18 protein-coding genes are annotated in these 17,884 nt (G+C 43.4%); 3 read left to right on the forward strand and 15 right to left on the reverse strand.

Features of this window, described 5'->3' with window-relative positions; genetic code table 11:
• From J0L83_07285 to J0L83_07355, 15 genes are all read right to left on the reverse strand, one after another.
• Complete coding sequence (locus J0L83_07285) at positions 1-687, reverse strand: hypothetical protein (protein MBN8664355.1); 687 nt, start codon at positions 685-687, stop codon at positions 1-3.
• Positions 687-1,562 (reverse strand): ABC transporter permease subunit, encoded by an 876-nt coding sequence (locus tag J0L83_07290; GenBank protein ID MBN8664356.1) that lies wholly within the window; start codon positions 1,560-1,562, stop codon positions 687-689. The genes J0L83_07285 and J0L83_07290 overlap by 1 nt, the downstream gene beginning before the upstream one ends.
• Entirely contained in the window at positions 1,540-2,472 is a 933-nt protein-coding gene (locus J0L83_07295; protein ID MBN8664357.1) for an ABC transporter ATP-binding protein, read from the reverse strand. Before J0L83_07295 ends, J0L83_07290 begins: the two co-directional genes overlap by 23 nt.
• Positions 2,473-2,523: 51 nt before the next feature.
• Positions 2,524-2,820, reverse strand: a complete 297-nt coding sequence (locus J0L83_07300) for a transcriptional regulator (protein ID MBN8664358.1) — start codon at positions 2,818-2,820, stop codon at positions 2,524-2,526.
• Entirely contained in the window at positions 2,813-3,499 is a 687-nt protein-coding gene (locus J0L83_07305; GenBank protein ID MBN8664359.1) for a hypothetical protein, read from the reverse strand. The genes J0L83_07300 and J0L83_07305 overlap by 8 nt, the downstream gene beginning before the upstream one ends.
• The gene (locus J0L83_07310) at positions 3,496-4,086 is read right to left on the reverse strand and encodes a hypothetical protein (GenBank protein MBN8664360.1); all 591 of its coding nucleotides are present in this window, start codon (positions 4,084-4,086) and stop codon (positions 3,496-3,498) included. The genes J0L83_07305 and J0L83_07310 overlap by 4 nt, the downstream gene beginning before the upstream one ends.
• A 65-nt stretch (positions 4,087-4,151) precedes the next feature.
• Positions 4,152-4,778 carry a hypothetical protein gene (locus tag J0L83_07315; GenBank protein ID MBN8664361.1) on the reverse strand — a complete coding sequence of 209 codons (627 nt, stop codon included), beginning with the start codon at positions 4,776-4,778 and terminating at the stop codon, positions 4,152-4,154.
• 35 nt (positions 4,779-4,813) lie between these two features.
• Positions 4,814-5,080, reverse strand: a complete 267-nt coding sequence (locus tag J0L83_07320) for a 2TM domain-containing protein (protein MBN8664362.1) — start codon at positions 5,078-5,080, stop codon at positions 4,814-4,816.
• A 10-nt stretch (positions 5,081-5,090) separates the two neighbouring features.
• Positions 5,091-7,334 (reverse strand): TonB-dependent receptor, encoded by a 2,244-nt coding sequence (locus J0L83_07325; GenBank protein ID MBN8664363.1) that lies wholly within the window; start codon positions 7,332-7,334, stop codon positions 5,091-5,093.
• A gap of 156 nt (positions 7,335-7,490) precedes the next feature.
• Entirely contained in the window at positions 7,491-9,068 is a 1,578-nt protein-coding gene (locus J0L83_07330; protein ID MBN8664364.1) for a F0F1 ATP synthase subunit alpha, read from the reverse strand.
• A gap of 24 nt (positions 9,069-9,092) precedes the next feature.
• The gene (gene atpH / locus J0L83_07335) at positions 9,093-9,665 is read right to left on the reverse strand and encodes an ATP synthase F1 subunit delta (GenBank protein MBN8664365.1); all 573 of its coding nucleotides are present in this window, start codon (positions 9,663-9,665) and stop codon (positions 9,093-9,095) included.
• Positions 9,666-9,688: 23 nt separating this feature from the next.
• A complete protein-coding gene (gene atpF, locus J0L83_07340) occupies positions 9,689-10,183 on the reverse strand; it encodes a F0F1 ATP synthase subunit B (GenBank protein MBN8664366.1) in 495 nt (164 codons plus the stop codon).
• A gap of 77 nt (positions 10,184-10,260) precedes the next feature.
• Positions 10,261-10,509 (reverse strand): ATP synthase F0 subunit C, encoded by a 249-nt coding sequence (atpE, locus tag J0L83_07345; GenBank protein ID MBN8664367.1) that lies wholly within the window; start codon positions 10,507-10,509, stop codon positions 10,261-10,263.
• Positions 10,510-10,534: 25 nt separating this feature from the next.
• The gene (gene atpB / locus J0L83_07350) at positions 10,535-11,638 is read right to left on the reverse strand and encodes a F0F1 ATP synthase subunit A (GenBank protein MBN8664368.1); all 1,104 of its coding nucleotides are present in this window, start codon (positions 11,636-11,638) and stop codon (positions 10,535-10,537) included.
• 116 nt (positions 11,639-11,754) lie between these two features.
• Positions 11,755-13,584, reverse strand: a complete 1,830-nt coding sequence (locus tag J0L83_07355; GenBank protein MBN8664369.1) for an ABC transporter ATP-binding protein — start codon at positions 13,582-13,584, stop codon at positions 11,755-11,757.
• Positions 13,585-13,678: 94 nt separating this feature from the next.
• On the opposite strand from J0L83_07355, the gene J0L83_07360 reads away from it, so the two are divergent.
• The 3 genes from J0L83_07360 (at position 13,679) to J0L83_07370 (ending at position 17,825) form a co-directional block, all read left to right on the forward strand.
• On the forward strand, positions 13,679-15,931 hold the full coding sequence (locus J0L83_07360; protein MBN8664370.1) for a bifunctional (p)ppGpp synthetase/guanosine-3',5'-bis(diphosphate) 3'-pyrophosphohydrolase: 2,253 nt from the start codon (positions 13,679-13,681) through the stop codon (positions 15,929-15,931).
• A gap of 144 nt (positions 15,932-16,075) precedes the next feature.
• On the forward strand, positions 16,076-17,338 hold the full coding sequence (locus J0L83_07365; GenBank protein MBN8664371.1) for an adenylosuccinate synthase: 1,263 nt from the start codon (positions 16,076-16,078) through the stop codon (positions 17,336-17,338).
• A gap of 88 nt (positions 17,339-17,426) precedes the next feature.
• Entirely contained in the window at positions 17,427-17,825 is a 399-nt protein-coding gene (locus J0L83_07370; protein ID MBN8664372.1) for a hypothetical protein, read from the forward strand.
• The last annotated feature ends 59 nt before the right edge of the window (positions 17,826-17,884 follow it).

Here is a 17,884-nt window from a genome sequence, read left to right on the forward strand (position 1 = left end):
TTATTTGAAAGCTGAAGCCGGAACACCTTTATTGATACTGTAATTGGCGTAAGTAATTTCTACACGTCCCTTTTTACCCTTCATGCGGTTCTTGGTTTCCTGATCCACATCATCGAATTCAAGCGTAATTCCTTTGGGCAATTTGTAGTCCTTGGTATTGAAGCTGAAGATTACTTTATCCGGCAGGCCATAATCTGCAAATTTGCCATACTGCATTTCCATTTCATAAGTACCATTCTCTCTGGTGGTAGTAACTGCTTTTTTCACCAGCAAATTGGCTTCATCGATGTACATCGTCGTTAATACCACATCACTGTTCTCTGCAGTAGGCAATAATTTCACCACGCGTAATTTCTGCGCATTCAATACCTGCTCGCCTGCATCCAGCGCCATGAAATCATTGGTTGTGATAATGGAACGCATATTCACTGTAACACCTCCCTTAGGCAGGATAGAAATGCCGCCATCTTTCTGGAGCTTGAACAGATTGGGCTTTTTATAAAACACTTTCACACGGCCAATAGGTGCTTTGATGAAAGCTACATCAGTTTTCATCTTACCTTCTGCGGTATAATCGTTCACCTGATCCATTTTGGCTTTCACCTTATTGATCAGGGCAGTCATATCCTGTGCTTTGCTATCAAACACTGCACACACAACCAGCAATACAACCAATATCTTTTTCATCAGCTCAACACATCTTTACGTTTGAAAATAATCGCGGCAGCACCTACAAATACCACAATATGCGCCATCAACACCATCGCAGAGTTCCAGATTTTTTGCGGGTTCTGTATCGTTCCCGGTATGGCTTCATTCAAGTCATTCACCTTCAAGTCAAAAAACTCCTTCCAGGTAATCATATGAGAAGTAAACAGATAAGGCTTGATTGCATTGAATAAGGGAATACTCATCGTACTCAAAATCGTACTCACAATAATCACACTCATGGTAGCAACAATAGGGCCAATAGAATTATCCGCGAATAATGATAAGAGAAACCCGAGTGCAGCAACAGTTGTCATAGCTAAAGCAGCAAAGCAGAAAGCACCTGCATAGCGCCAGAACACATCATCTGCTTTAATCACTACTGCATAACTGCTTTTCATGATGAACATATCATCTGTACCAAAGACAAGCATACTTAGTAGTAATGCCTGAATCGCTACCCAGATCAATAATAAAATAGTGTAGACAGCAGAAGCCAGAAATTTTGCGAGTACAAATTCCAGTCGACTAACAGGCTTGGTCATCAACACACGAAGTGTACCCATATTGGCTTCGCCGGAAATCATATCAGCCGCAATCAATGCTATTAATAGCGGCACGTGCACCAATAACAATTGTAACACCACATAGCAGACGAAATAACCATTGAGGATATTTCCATCAACAGAAAAAGAACTGTTGAAGTCGGCCATTACAAACTCTGCATACTCTTTACCATCCACTTTCAAACCAAGCTGTACCACACCAATGAGTGCTGTGATGGCTGCGAAAGCGATATATGTCCGCGGTCTGCGGAATATTTTATACAACTCAATTTGAAAAAGCGTCCACATGTTGTTTTCCCGCGGTTACCTGTAAAAAATAATCTTCCAGTGAGTGTTTCGGCTGCATGGATAATACACCAATCTGCATTTGAACCAATGCTTTGTGCAGTTCCGGAATATCGTTGCGATGCAATTGCAGCAAGATCTGCCCACCTCTTTGTTCTTTCAGCACACCAGCCCATTGGCTTTGCAGCAAACTTGTCCAGGCAAATGCTGGATCTGTTGTCGTAAGCTCAACCAAGGTTTGTGCCGGATCAAATAAAGCAGCAGCACTACCTTCCACAATCTTTCTGCCTTTATCAATAATCAGCACCCTTGTGGCAATCTGTTCAATCTCGCTCAACAAGTGTGATGATACGATAATCGTTTTCTTCCACTCCCTACTCAAGTGCAGAATCAGGTTACGAATATCTGCGATACCCTGAGGATCGAGTCCGTTTGTTGGTTCATCCAACACAATCAATTGCGGATTATGCACTAGTGCAATCGCAATACCCAGCCTTTGTTTCATACCCTGTGAGAAAGTGCGTACTTTATCAGCAGCTCTTTCTGCCAAACCCACCATTTCCAATTGATCCATCAGCTGTTTCCTGCCAACCTGCACCCCACTCAATCGAGCAAACAAACGCAGGTTATCATAGGCGGAGAGGTATTTGTATACGTCCGGCTTTTCGATTACTGCACCAATTTGTTGCAGGATTTCTTTTCGATGGGTAGCCAATGGCATGTCGAAAATATTGATGGAACCTGCGGTGGGGGCAATCAAAGTCATCAACATACGGATCGTGGTGCTTTTTCCGGCACCATTCTGGCCCAGAAATCCATAGACATCTCCTGCTTCTACTGTGAAAGAGAGGTCATTTACAGCTGCGAAACTGCCGAATTGTTTGGAAAGATGTTGAACGGAGACGATTGCCATGGCACTATAACAATGCGGGGCAAAGGTAGTTGAATGAACAGCGAAAAAACCTTAATTATTCTTCCCAACCTGAAGATAAGCCTGAAGCGCTTTAACATATGCTTCAAAGGCTTTGACGCCTTCGGGTGTGACTTTACAGGTTGTTTGCGGGTAATTGTCTACAAATTGCTTGGTAACTTCAATATACCCGGCTTCTTTCAGTTTTTGTACCTGCACACTGAGGTTACCGGCGGTTGCATTGGTCTTCTCTTTAATGAAGGTGAACTCAGCCTCCTTCACACTAATGAGCAGACTCATGATGGCCAGTCTTAACTGAGAATGTAATATGGGATCCAGTTCTTTAAACATTCGCCTTTTGTTGTGCCAGGTACTTTCTTCTTAAGATAACGCCGGGAATGAACCAGCAGATCAATGCTGCTACTCCTCCCAATAAAAAGTCATATTCAGTAATGGTAAAGCAAGAGCCAATAAAAAGTCCGTATGTGATCACTGCGCCGTACAACATGGGCTTGAATTTTTTAACAATACCTGTAACCAATGTTGGAAATGCATAGATGAGGATGAATAATGAATAAATACTTGGTGTGAAGGCGCTGATGGATTCATCTGCTTTGCTGCTATTGAGATAATGCTTAGTCAATTGCCAACCTTCCTGTTTGATAAATTCGTTAGTTACACCAGGAACGATCATTTGATAGATGTTTAAACCAAAAATAGTTATACCAAATACCAGCCAAACGGCATTCAAAGCATCGTCTTCGTATTGCTTTACTTTATTGGATTTTTTCTCTTGTACCGAAATAAATACCTGAGGAATAATTGCTGCCAATACAATTAACCAGATATCAAATCCAAAGGAGAAATCATATGTACGTTGAAAGTAAGTAACTACAGAAGCGACAGTTACCACTGTGCCCCACAGCAGAGAACCTATACCGGTATCATGATAGCTACTCTTGGCCTTTTGAATCATGTTGGTAATCAGATCAAGGCTTTCCTTTTCAGTCATGGGTGTTTCCTTATTCATGATTGTGCTGCTTTGTATTTAGCTTTCAAAATATACCCTGGTACAATCCATGCTGTGATCACTGCTAATGCGAGCAATAGCAAGGTATTGAGTGGATCAACAAAAGTAGCCACCACAGCAAGCACCCAACAAACCACTGCACCAAACATCAATGCCTTAAACCGCATAATTGCGCCAGAAAGGAATGTAGGCATACCATATAGCATCAAAATGATGGGATACATGGATACCCATGAATTGGATCTGCCTAAAATAAACGTAGCAATGCCTCCACTGATACCGAAGACAATCCAGACATAAGAAATAATCTCATCAGTATAGGTGCGAACAGTCTGCTTTTTACTCTGTCGGGCGAGATAAATGATTTGATAGGCCACTGCAATCCAGGTTGCAAACCAGACCATTTCCGGATTCTGAATGCTGGACCATCGGATCATGCCGTAATGCAATAAGGAACAGGCTAGAATCACCCATCCCCATAATAAATACAAAGTACCATTCTCACCAAAGCGGTTTTGTGCTTTGTTGATCATGGACTCAATCAGTTGCAGGGTTTCCTGCGGTGAACGTTCAGGATGATTTTCCATAAACTAATTGTATACGTGTAAAGATAGCAGAGGCACTGAGGCCTCTGCATTTGTTGATACACATCTTACTGACATTGGGCCAGCATCTTTTCGGCATCGGCCTTGCCCCAATTGGGATGAAATGCAGATGCGGGCTGATAGGTCTTGAATAATTCCACAGATTTAGCGAACAAAGGTTTGGCTACCGATTTACCACCACCAAAAGCTTCCGGCGTATTCATTAAAGTCATGGCTTCGAGGTAATAGATACGCGGATTCTTGGGATCTGCCTGCTTAGCTGCTGCTAAAGCTTGTTGGCCTTCCTGACCATAAGTTTGCCAGCGACTCATAGGATCTACCATCATTTGCAATACAGCAATCTGTTGCTTTAAACAGTACAAGTCGGCATTTTTTTCAATGGCTTCTGCTTTACTTATCAGTTCCTTGCATTTTTCACCGGTCTTGTCTTTATCTGATTTCTGATCCATCCAGGCTGCGTTGTACAAAGAGAATGCAGCGTAGTAATAAGGCAACCACTGTGTTTTTTCTGCTTCTGCAACGCGCTCAAAAAAAGCAGCAGCTTCTTGCATTTCAGTAGCCGACTTCGCTTCTTTCATCATACCCAATCCGCGCTGCATAGCAGATTCGAATTTAGATTGTGCATTTACTGCAACTGCTGCGAACATAGCAGCAATAACTACTAACTGTTTCATAACAATGTGATTTTGTGAGGATGTTTGTGATGTATTTATGATTTGTTCTTAAGCTTATCATACTCCTTTTCAGCAGAGAAAAAACTGTCGGCATGAAATGCACCAAAATAATGCATCAGCAAACCGATACCCCAGCCAAGCATTGGCCAGATGGGCCAGAAATAACTGGTATAAGGTCTGGAAGAGATATACCAAATGGCTACCAGAAAAAGATTGACCACTACGTAAGAAAAAAGATGCTTTTTAAATGATGCACGTGCCTGGGCCAGTTCCCAAAGTGCTCTGTTTTTCTCGTTTTGCATACAGTAGGTTTTAGAGGTTATTGTTGATGTTTTGTTGCGTACGATCTACTCCCCAACTCAGGAACACACCCAAAAAGAAACTGCGGGGAGCCGGTGGTGTTACAGCTTCGCGAATGAACTGACCAGCTGCGTCTTTCAAGCGATTGCTATAATTGTAACCGAAGATTTGTTTTTCATTGAACACGTTATTGATACCTGCTACAACTACACCGTTTGATTTGAAGATTTTGGTCAACCAGTTCAAACTGAAATTATTGGTACTGTAGAAAATAGTTCTGTCGCTCAGGAATTGATCTGCTGGTTTATTGGGGTTCAGGTAAGGTCTGCCCGTACTCCAGTTCCAACTCCAGTTTACACCGAACATTTGTTTCACCCAGAACTTCTTTAATACCACACTACCGCTTTGTGTTGCTGCGAATGTTGGCTGGGCGCTCATGGGATAATTCAAATACAATCTTCTGGTATCGAGATAAGAGTAGCTGATCCAATAGTCCATACCCTTAATGGTCTTTCTGTCGCGCCAGAATAGTTCCAATCCTTTGGCAAATCCATTTCCGTTTACACTCACCGCTTCAAGTGCATTGGCGTCTGTGCGTAATAGCTTTGCATAATCCTTGTAATACACTTGCGTACGGAAAGTATAATCGCGGGATAAATGTTGATAGGTTAAGATATAATGATCTGCACGCTGGAAATTCAGTTCAGGCGTCCATGGGCGGAAATACCTACGTTCCGGTGTTTGATAGAAAATACCATAATCGAAGCTGAACTGACTATTGGCATTGAGTTTATACGATAATGATGCTCTTGGTGCGATATTGGTTTTATTCAACAAATCGCTGCGCTCCATACGTAGTCCGGGACGGAAAGCCAATTCATTCGTGATATAGAGATCAGACTCAGCAAATGCTGCAACATAAGTTTCGTTAGTAGTACCACCAAAACGACTGCTGAATACGCGCATTGAATTGCTGTCTGTATGCTTCCACAACTCACCACCAAAACGAACAGCGTTAATGGCACCAAATTTTTTCTCCAATACACCTCTCACCTGCCACATGGTATTCGTAACACGGATGTTGAAGTTTTGCGCATCCAGCACAGGAATACCTGTGTTATTGACTACCGCATTCTGCTGATTTTGCAACTGAGAGTTGATGAGGTCATTGTTGAAACTAATGGCAGCAGATGCGTTTAATTTCCATCCCTTACCTAGTGGCTGACGCCATTGTACATTAGAAAAACTATTGAAGTTGGTCAAGGCAAATGCATTCTTCATGCCTATGCTATCTAAAGAAGGTCTGCGTAATGCAAGATCACTGGCGTTATAATAGGTATAGAATTTCAGCATACCACCGCGCTTTGTCTTAATACGGAAATTCGCGTCAATATTGTGAAACACCGGTCTGCGATAGAAATCTGGCGCCTGTGGCACCACAGCTTGATAGAGTGCCAGATCTGTGTAAGAATAGCTTGCGCCATAACTGGTCTTTTTGTTCTTACCCAATTGCTGAAAACCAACACTGGCAAAAAGCGGAGATATACCCACTTGCACTTCACTGCGTTCTGGCAGATCAATACTTTCTAAGCTGAGTACAGCACTCAATGCTTGTCCGTACAAGGCTGAATAACCACCACTGGTAAACTGTGTACCACTAAACAAGAAGGGAGAAAAACGACCGCGTTGTGCAATACCCGGTACAGAGCTGAAAAAGAAATTATTCACTACACTACCATCAATGATGATTTTACTTTCTTCGGCACTACCACCACGAATGAATAAACCTTCCTGCTCACCTACTTTTTGTGCGCCTGGCAGGGTCTGAATGGTAGCAGAAATATCTGCATTGGCACCAGCAGTAGTAGCAATATCCAAAGGACGTAAAACAGTTGATTTTTTCTTATCGCTTGCTTCAAATGAATTGACTGTAATCACCACTGCTTTTAGTTCACTGATTTCTTCTTTCATGATGAAATCCACCACGATGCTATCCTTCTCTACTACAATGGGATATTCCTGTGTTTTATAACCAATGCTCTTAGCGATGAGTACTTGATTGCCTTTTTCAAAAGTTTTGAATCTGAACTTTCCCGTTGAGTCGGTAAGGCCACCATCGTAAGCGTCTTTGATGGATACTGATGAACCGGCGAGGATTCTTCCCTTGGTGTCTTTCAGACTGCCCATCACTTTCACCTGCGACCAACCCAATGTTGCAGCCATCACACCTATACCCAGCAGCAGTAAACGTTTCATGTTTTGTTTGTTTGCAAGACAAACGTAGATTAGTTTATATTATAAACCAAATTATTTTTCAGATTACTTTTATGATATTGATTTTCAATAACTTGATTTAAAATAAAAAACCCCGACGATACCGTCGGGGCTATTATTCACTCAGAACTAAGCTGATTATTTGTACTGTGGCATGATGGATTTAGCCAGATCTGTCATCTTCTTGATATTACCTTCATCCAGGTTACCCTTTTTGAAGTCGGCCAATACATCAGGCAGTTTGTTTTCCATTTCAGTTAAGAAATGTGCTTCAAACTCCTTCACCTTGCTTACAGCTACTTCGCGCAGCAGACCCTGCGTACCTAAGTAGATGATCGCAACCTGCTTTTCAACAGGGAATGGTGTATACTGCGGCTGCTTCAGGATTTCTACGTTACGAGCACCTTTATCCAGTACCAGTTTTGTAGCGGCATCCAGATCACCACCAAATTTAGAGAAGGCTTCCATTTCGCGGTAGAGGGCCTGATCGAGTTTCAGGGTACCTGCTACTTTCTTCATGGATTTGATCTGTGCGTTACCACCCACACGGCTTACAGAGATACCTACGTTGATCGCTGGACGGATACCTGCGTTGAACAAGTTACCTTCCAAGAAGATCTGACCATCAGTGATAGAGATTACGTTGGTAGGGATGTATGCAGATACGTCACCAGCCTGTGTTTCGATGATTGGCAGGGCAGTTAAAGAACCACCACCTTTTACCAGGTGCTTGATAGACTCTGGTAAGTCGTTCATGTTCTTAGCAACATCATCGTTACCGATCACTTTCGCAGCACGCTCTAACAAACGGCTATGCAAGTAGAATACGTCACCGGGATATGCTTCACGACCAGGAGGACGACGCAGCAACAATGATACTTCACGGTAAGCTACGGCCTGCTTAGACAGATCATCATAGATGATCAATGCAGGACGTCCAGTATCGCGGAAGAATTCACCAATCGCAGCACCGGCAAATGGCGCGTAGAACTGCTGAGGAGCAGGGTCAGCGGCAGAAGCTGCTACGATAGTGGTGTATTGCATGGCACCATTGTCTTCCAGGGTCTTCATCACACCGGCGATGGTAGATGCTTTCTGGCCAATGGCAACATAAATACAGTATACTGGTTTACCAGCGTCAAAGAATTCTTTCTGGTTAATGATGGTATCAATACAGATGGCAGTTTTACCAGTCTGACGGTCGCCGATTACCAGCTCACGCTGACCACGACCGATGGGAATCATGGCATCGATGGCCTTGATACCAGTCTGCAGTGGTTCCTTAACTGGTTCGCGGTAGATAACACCAGGGGCTTTACGCTCCAGTGGCATTTCATAGAGTTCGCCAGTGATAGGACCTTTACCATCGATGGGTTCACCGAGGGTATTGATCACACGACCAACCAGACCTTCCCCTACTTTGATAGAAGCGATCTGACCAGTACGACGTGCTTTATCACCTTCTTTGATCTCGGTAGACTCACCCATCAATACCACACCCACGTTGTCTTCTTCGAGGTTCAAAGCGATGGCTTTAACGCCATTCTCAAACTCAACCAGTTCACCGGCCTTTACATTGTTCAGACCGTAAACACGGGCGATACCGTCGCCCACCTGCAGCACCGTACCCACTTCCTCTAATTCAGCAGCAACATTGTAGTTGCTTAACTGCTGACGCAGTATCGCTGAAATTTCATCTGGTTTGATTTCCACCATATTGCAAAATTTGAAGTTGTTAGATTATCTGATGTTAGACACGAAAATGTTTTTCGTGAATTGTTTTTTGATATCGCGAAGGTCGCGCTGAATACTCAGGTCAACCACATTGTTATTGAATTCAAGTACAAAACCACCAATCAGCTCTTCATCCACTGCTGCTTCCAACTGGATCTTATCGAAACCACCATTACTTTCCTTCTTCAGGCGGTTGATGATTTCTTCCTGTGCGGATGCATCTACAGGTGTAGCCGTAGTAATCTTCACTTTACGGATACCCTTGATGGCATTGTATTGGTCCTCGAAAGCTTCAATAATATCTGGCAGGTTGGCTTCTCTGCTTTTGTTCAGCAACAATCTGCTGAAAGCACTAGTCAGTTCACTCTTCACACCATTCTTAAACACTTCGCCGAGAATGGCCGTTTTCTGGTCTGCACGAATTACCGGGCTGCGCAGTACGCTCACAAACTCACGGCTTGCTTTGCATACAGCCCGCAGATATTGCATATCGCTATTCACCTGCTCCAGCTCGTTTTTTTCAACGGCCAGGTCAATCAGGCTTTTGGCGTATCGTGCTGCTAAACGTGGGTTCTGCATAATTACTCTGGTTCAGTTAGGTCTTAGTTCAGCTTTACTTCTTCAGCCAGTTTCTTGATATACACTTCCTGTGCTGATTTATCAGCCAGTTCTTTGCGCAGTACTTTTTCTGCTACTTCAATGACCAGGCTACCTACCTGATTCTTCACATCAGTAAGCGCAGCGTTTTTCTGCTGTGTGATGGCCACTTGCGCATCTGCAACGATACGGTCATATTCGTTCTTTGCTTTTTCCTTGGCTTCACTCACCATTTTATCAGCTTGCTCTTTTGCTTCCTTGATCATGCGTGCACGCTCTTCACGCGCCTGCTGCAACAACACTTCATTTTCATTCTTCAACTGTGCCATTTCAGCCTTGGCCTTATCAGCACTGGCAATTGCATCAGCAATACCTGTTTCACGCTCTTGCAAGCTTTTCAGGATTGGCTTCCATGCAAAAGCTTTCAGGATGAAGAACACCACGATGAAAGCGATAAAGTTCCAAACCAATAAACCTAAACCCGGTTGTAATAATTCCATGATATATCAGTTTCTGATGTTTGAGATAAATACTGCATCCTTTGCCCTGTGCATTGGATGCAGTAATGTGTTGGGCATTACGCCTTGAATACAGCCAGCAGACCAGCTACAGCGGCCAGCAGGGCAACACCTTCTACGAAGGCGGCAGTCAAGATCATAGCGCCACGGATGTCGTTAGCAGCTTCAGGCTGGCGAGCGATGCTTTCTGTAGCACCCTTACCAATCTGACCGATACCGATACCAGCACCAATCGCAGCCAGACCAGCACCAATCGCACCACCGAGGTGAGACATGCTAACATCCAGCAAGTTGTTCAACATTGACATACTATTTGTGTTTAATGGTTCCTAATTAATGGTGCCCATGCTCATCATGGTGATCGCCATGTTCAAATGCCTGACTGATAAACACCGCCGTTAAGTTGGTGAAGATGTAAGCCTGGATGAATGCAACCAGTACTTCGATCAGGTAGATAAACACTGCCAACGCAATGAAGATTGGTGAAGAGCCAAAGCCCAACGCCGCATTCATTGCACCAAAGATGAATATGAGGATGATGAAACTTAAAATGATCACGTGACCTGCAACCATGTTCGCAAAAAGACGAATCATCAAGGCAAAAGGCTTGGTGATGATACCCATCAATTCAACAGGCAACATCAACAATTTCACAGGTACAGGTACACCGGGGAACCAGAAGATATGGCCCCAGAAATGCTTATTGGTACTGAAGATGATCACTACGAAAGAGATCAGGGCCAATACACCAGTTAAAGCAATATTACCAGTTACGTTGGCTGATCCGGGAATCAAACCAAACAAGTTATTGATCAGAATAAAGAAGAAAACAGTGAGCAAGTAAGGCATGTATTTTTCATACTTATGACCCAGGTTAGTCTTACCAACATCATCACGTACAAACAGAATCACTGGCTCAACCATATTCTGGAAGCCACTTGGGGCCTGCTTACCACCCTGTGCTTTATACTTGCCGGCAACCTTTGTCATCAACACCACCAGAATAACCAGTGCCAGAATCATCTGTACCACGTTACGCGTCATAGAGAAATCGTACACATGAACAGAAGTATCGGGTGTGCCGTCTTCTTTTACAGCTACAATATGACCATGTTCCAGTTTGTAGCCATTGTGGGCTTCATGACCATGATGAAAAGCAGAAGACATGAATACAGATAAACCACGCTCAGGTGAATAGAGAATCACAGGCAAGGGAATGGTTGCGTGAAAATCACCCATTGTAAAGAAGTGAAACTCATGGCCATCGGTGATGTGCTCCATGATCACCTCGCTTGGGTTAATGGCTTTAGGAGCACCAGCTTCATGTGCACCGGTTTCATGACCGGGTGCATCAGACGCCAATGCAGGCATAGAAATTGTCAATAAAAAAAGGCCGAAAGCCGCTACCAGCAAAGATTTCACATGTTTCAGCACCATAGCCGTTCCGAAATTTGGCGCAAAGATAGGGGTATGGGGGTGAAAAGGCAGCTTTTAAGAATTGGATTTTGGAAGAAATTTTGCCCCAGACGTGCAGCCCAATACAGACACGGTTATCAGGATAAAGCGGCTTTTTTCGCAAACTGCATTTCGTGCAAACGGGCATAGAATCCGCCCTTGGCCAACAACTCATCATGTGTACCTATTTCCTTCAGTTCGCCTTTGTCTAACACAATGATTCTGTTCGCTTTGCGAATGGTAGATAATCTATGGGCAATGATGATGGAAGTTCTGCCCTTGATTAAAGTATCTGTTGCCTGTTGAATGAGCTGCTCACTTTCTGTATCGATAGAGGAAGTAGCTTCATCCAGAATCAGGACTGAAGGATTGTAGAGCAAGGCCCGTACAAAAGAAATCAGCTGGCGCTGCCCCAGACTCAGGGTACTGCCTCTTTCCATCACATGGTAATCGTAGCCGCCCGGCAATTGCATGATGAAATCGTGCATATCAATCATTCTGGCAGCAGCTTCCACTTGTTCGCGACTGATATCGGGGTTACGTAAGGTGATATTATCTAATATAGACCCGGAGAAAAGGAATACATCCTGCAGTACTACTCCAAACTGACTGCGTAATACATCCAACTGGTAAGATTCGATGGGTGTATCATCCAAGCGAATCTGTCCTTTCTGAATCGTATAAAGCCTGTTCAATAAGCTGATAATCGAAGTTTTGCCGCTACCCGTATGCCCTACTAAGGCGATGGTTTCTCCCGGATTGGCCTCAAAGCTGATGTCTTTTAATACATACTGCTCATCGGTGTAAGCAAACCAAACATGATCAAAACTTATTTTCCCTTTAATATTTGTTGGCGCATGTGTACCCTCGTCTGCAGTGATATCTTCATTCTCCAACACTTTCACTACCCGCTCTGCAGCTACCATACCCATTTGCAACACATTGAATTTATCGGCAATCACGCGTAGCGGCCGGAATATCTGGTTCATGTACAAAATGAAAGCCACCAATTTACCGGAGAAATCAATTTCTTGTCCGCTTACCCCAACTGCCTGATTGGCCACCCACCAAACAATGAGACCGGTACTTACCGCCAAGACCACTTCCACAATAGGGAAGAAAACTGAGTAAGCGAAAATGGCGTGGATATTGGCATTGCGGTGCTCAGCATTGATTTTTTTGAACTTGCGAAACTCCCTTTCTTCTGCAGCAAATGCCTGTACAATCTGCATACCTGTAATATGCTCCTGTACAAATGCATTTAAAGCAGCCACTGCATTGCGCACGCGAATAAAACTCTTATTGACACTTTCTTTAAAATAGTAAGTGGCAATGATCATGAAAGGAAAAGGAATCAGGGCAATCAGGGTCAACTTCCAATCAATCCACAACATGGTGCCCAGTGTGATGATGATGGTGAGCAGATCCGCAAGAATGGGAATCAATCCATCAGAAAAAATATCATTGATGCTTTCAATATCATTAATGGTTCTGGTAGTGAGCGTACCTATGGGTGTTTTATCGAACTGACTCAGGTTAAGCGAGAGAATTTTCTTATAGACCGCATTGCGCATATCGCGCACCACATGTTGCCCCAACCAGGCTGTGGTAAAGGTGAAAGCAAATCTTACTGTGGTTTCTACGAAAATGAAACAAACCTGAAAGATGGTTACTGCAATAATGAAACGGGTAGCATCGGCCCAAACAGCATCTTCAAACAACCAACGTAACCAAACTGGTACCTGAACAGCTTTCGCTGTAGCTTTATCAATGGTGAGCTGAATGAGGTAAGGGCGAATGGGTGCAAAAACAGCCATCAGTATCGCCAGCAGAATGCTGGCCCCAAATTGCAGGCGGTATGGTCTTGCAAATCGAAAGACTTCTTTCAACAATCCGGTATCAAATCCTTTCTTTGGGGCTGCGGGCATGGTGCGCAAAAATAGCTGAATTGCACGCATGCGAAAAGCCGCTGGTACAATTCAACCAAATCAAGGCTTCATTCCTTATATTAGCAGACCTATGATGCAGCAACCAGATTTTGTGCAGGAAGCTCCTAAACAGAAATATAATTTAACCGAAGAGCAGGAAAAACGAGAGATTCTCCGGCAGTACCGCGCTTTGCTCAGAAGTCTGCGACCCAAACTCAAGAAAGGTGATAAGGAATTGTTGCGCCAGTCGTTTGAAATGGCTGCTGATGCGCATAAAACCATGCGCAGAAAAAGTGGCGAGCCCTATATCCTTCACCCCATTGCTGTAGCGATGATTTGTGTGGAAGAAATTGGACTGGGTGTGCGTAGTACCATTTGCTCATTACTACACGATACCGTAGAAGATACCGATGTTACTTTAGAAGATATTGAGCGAGAATTTGGTAGTGAGATTGCGCGCATTGTTGACGGATTGACCAAGATTGCTAATGTCATTGATACCAACTCATCGCAACAGGCAGAGAACTTCAAGAAGATTCTGTTAACACTTACAGATGATCCGAGAGTTATTCTCATCAAGCTGGCCGATCGCTTGCACAACATGCGTACACTCGACAGCATGAAGCGGGAAAAACAATTGAAGATTGCCTCTGAAACGGTTTGGGTGTATGCACCACTTGCACACCGCATGGGCTTGTACAATATCAAGACAGAAATGGAAGATCTGGCCATGAAATACATGGAGCCGGAAGCATACAAAGAAATTGCCCGTAAACTTTCTGAAACCAAACGCGAAAGAACCAGGTACATCAATGAATTCATTCGCCCAATTAAGGAAAAGCTGAATGCAGCTGGTTTCTCTTATGAAATTTATGGCCGACCAAAAAGCATCCACTCCATCTGGAACAAGATCAAGAAAAAAGGGGTGGCTTTTGAAGAAGTGTATGATCTCTTTGCCATTCGTGTGATTTTAAATTCAGCGCAGGAAAAAGAAAAAGAGGAATGCTGGAAAGTGTATTCCATGATTACTGATGAATACCTACCCTCTCCTGAACGCTTGCGCGACTGGCTGAGTAATCCTAAGAGCAATGGTTATGAAGCCTTGCACACCACCGTGATGGGCCCACAGGGTAAATGGGTGGAAGTACAGATTCGCTCAAAAAGAATGAATGAGATTGCAGAGAAGGGTCTTGCAGCACACTTTAAATATAAGGAAGGCAACAACGAGGAAGATCGCTTCGATAAATGGTTCATGCAGATTCGGGAAGTACTAAGCACAGATACGGATAGTGTAGATTTTCTGCAGGACTTCAAAACATCTTTTCTTGCTGAAGAAATTTATGTGTACACACCCAAGGGCGATGTGAAAATGTTACCTGTTGGTAGTACTGCACTGGATTTTGCTTTTTCTATTCACTCTGCCGTAGGTTGCAAATGTATTGGCGCAAAAGTGCACCACAAGCTGGTGCCTATTAGTCACAAATTGCGCAGTGGCGATCAGGTGGAAATTATCACCAGCAACAAACAAAAGCCCAGCGAAGATTGGCTGAATATTGTTGTTACCGCGAAAGCGAAAGCCAAGATTAAGGATGCTTTACGCGAAGAAAAAAGAAAAGTAGCAGAGGACGGAAAGTATACTTTACAGCGAAAGCTGGAATCAGCAGGTGCAGCGTTCAATCAGCACAATATTGATGAACTCGTTCACTTCTATAAGCTGCCTTCACAATTGGATTTGTTCTATGAAGTAGCTGTGAAGAAAATTGAATTGAAAGAGTTGAAGGATTTCCATGTGATTGGCGACAGGCTGGAAATTCCCAAACCCAAACCGATTATTCAGGAACCACATCATGAGCCTGCACAAAAAGCTGGTGGTAAAAAAGATTCTGAACTCATCATTTTCGGCGAAAGCAGTGATAAAATCATGTATTCACTGGCCAAATGCTGTAACCCCATTCCGGGTGATGATGTGTTTGGTTTTGTGAGCAGTGGTAAAGGTTTGATCATCCATAGAACCAATTGCCCCAATGCGGCACAACTATTGGCCAATTATGGTCACAGGGTAGTGAAAACCAAATGGGCGAAGAACAAAGAAATCTCCTTCCTTACAGGACTCAAGATTATTGGCCTGGATGATGTGGGTGTTGTACATAAAATCACCAACGTCATCAGTGGTGAACTGAGAATCAACATTGCCGGTTTAACCATTGAATCCAGAGAGGGTATTTTTGAGGGCACCATTAAAGTGTTTGTGCATGATAAAGAGGAGCTGGAAGAACTGGTGCAAAGACTCAAATCACTGGATGGTATTCAGACCGTTGACCGCTTTGATACAGACCAGCCTAAATAGCCATACAAAAGATTCCCGGATTTGACAAGAAAGACCGCAAAATTTGCGGTAAAATCTCTTCACAGCATTGCTGTATAATTAATTTTTACACAGGGGTATTTGGTTACCTGCAAGGTGTATTTTTGCCGCGTTCAAACTAAACTTATGGTAGACGTAATTCTCGGCTTGCAGTGGGGTGATGAGGGCAAGGGCAAGATAGTTGACTATTTTGCACCACAGTATGATATCATCGCTCGTTTTCAGGGCGGTCCCAACGCAGGACACACTTTATATGTGCAAGACAAGAAAATTGTATTGCACCAGATTCCTTCCGGTATTTTTCACCAGAACACCATCAACCTCATTGGTAACGGTGTAGTACTTGACCCGGTTACACTGAAAAGAGAATGCGAAGCAGTTGCTGCTTTCGGCATAGATGTAAAAAAGAATCTTTTCATTTCTGAACGTACCAATATCATTGTGCCTACGCACCGTGCTTTGGATAAAGCTTCTGAAATGTCAAAAGGTGAAAGCAAGATTGGTTCCACTTTAAAAGGTATCGGACCATCTTATATGGATAAAACCGGCAGAAACGCTTTGCGAGTTGGTGATCTGCTGGATCGCCATTTCACTACACAGTACATCAAGCTGCGTATGAAACACCAGAAATTGCTGGACAATTTCCATTTCATAGAAGATATCTCAGCTTGGGAAGAAGAGTTCTTCGATGCACTCGAGTTCCTGAGAACTTTGAATGTGGTGAATGGTGAATACTTTATCAATAACCACATCAGCAATGGAAAGAAAGTGTTGGCTGAAGGCGCTCAAGGCAGTATGCTGGATATCGACTTCGGTACTTTCCCATTTGTAACCTCATCGAATACGATTTCTGCTGGTGTTTGTACCGGTTTAGGTGTAGCTCCACAAAAGATCAATGAAGTAATGGGTGTTACCAAAGCCTATTGTACCAGAGTAGGTAGTGGTCCCTTCCCTACTGAATTGCACGATGCAACAGGTGAAGAGCTAAGAAAAATTGGTAATGAGTTTGGTGCAACAACCGGCAGACCACGCCGTTGCGGTTGGATTGATCTGGTAGCACTGAAATACACCTGTATGATCAATGGTGTAACAAAAGTGATCATGACGAAAGCAGATGTACTGGATAGTTTTGCAGATTTGCAGGTATGTACTGCTTATCAGGTAAATGGAAAAGAAACGAAAGAAGTACCATTCCAGATGGCAAAGACATTACCAGAGCCAGTTTACCAGCAATTCCAGGGTTGGAACACAGATACAACAAAAATGAGAACAGCAACTGAGTTGCCTGCTACCATGCATACATATATTGATTTCATCAATGCATCTATCGGTGCTCCAGTGAAATATGTATCCAATGGACCGGGCAGAGATCAGATTGTTACATTGTAACAGAACTGGCACTGCATTTGATGAACAAAAATTTTTTTGGTTCGTAATGGTTTCATTTGAAATTTTACACCGCTAATCTTATTAGAATATGGCAGCGAAATCTAGTAAGGGATCAAAATCCACTACCCCGAAGCAGACAGAAGAGAAAGAAGTGAAAGCATCCAGCAAGAAAAAGCATCAGGAAGATGATGAGCTGGAAGATGATGAGGATATGGAGGAAACTCCTGTTCGCAAGTCTTCTAAAAAATCTGATGATGATGAGGAAGAAGAGCTGGATGATGTAGACGATGATTGGGAAAAAGTTGACGAAGAAGACAACTGGGATCCCGACTTCGATGAATTCGATATACCCAAGAGCCGTACCAAAAAAGCAACTGGCGGCAAGAAGAAAGAAGATGACGATGATTTAGGTCTTGATGAGGACTTTAAGGAATTCGACTTGTTCAATGACAAGGGTGGATTCGATGATGATGATGATGACTTCTAAATTAGAACCATGAAATACTCAGCCGGTTTTGCACCGGATGAACATCGTATTGAAAAATC

The sequence above is a fragment of the Chitinophagales bacterium genome, assembly GCA_017303835.1.
In the GTDB taxonomy this organism is placed as follows: domain Bacteria; phylum Bacteroidota; class Bacteroidia; order Chitinophagales; family Chitinophagaceae; genus JAFLBI01.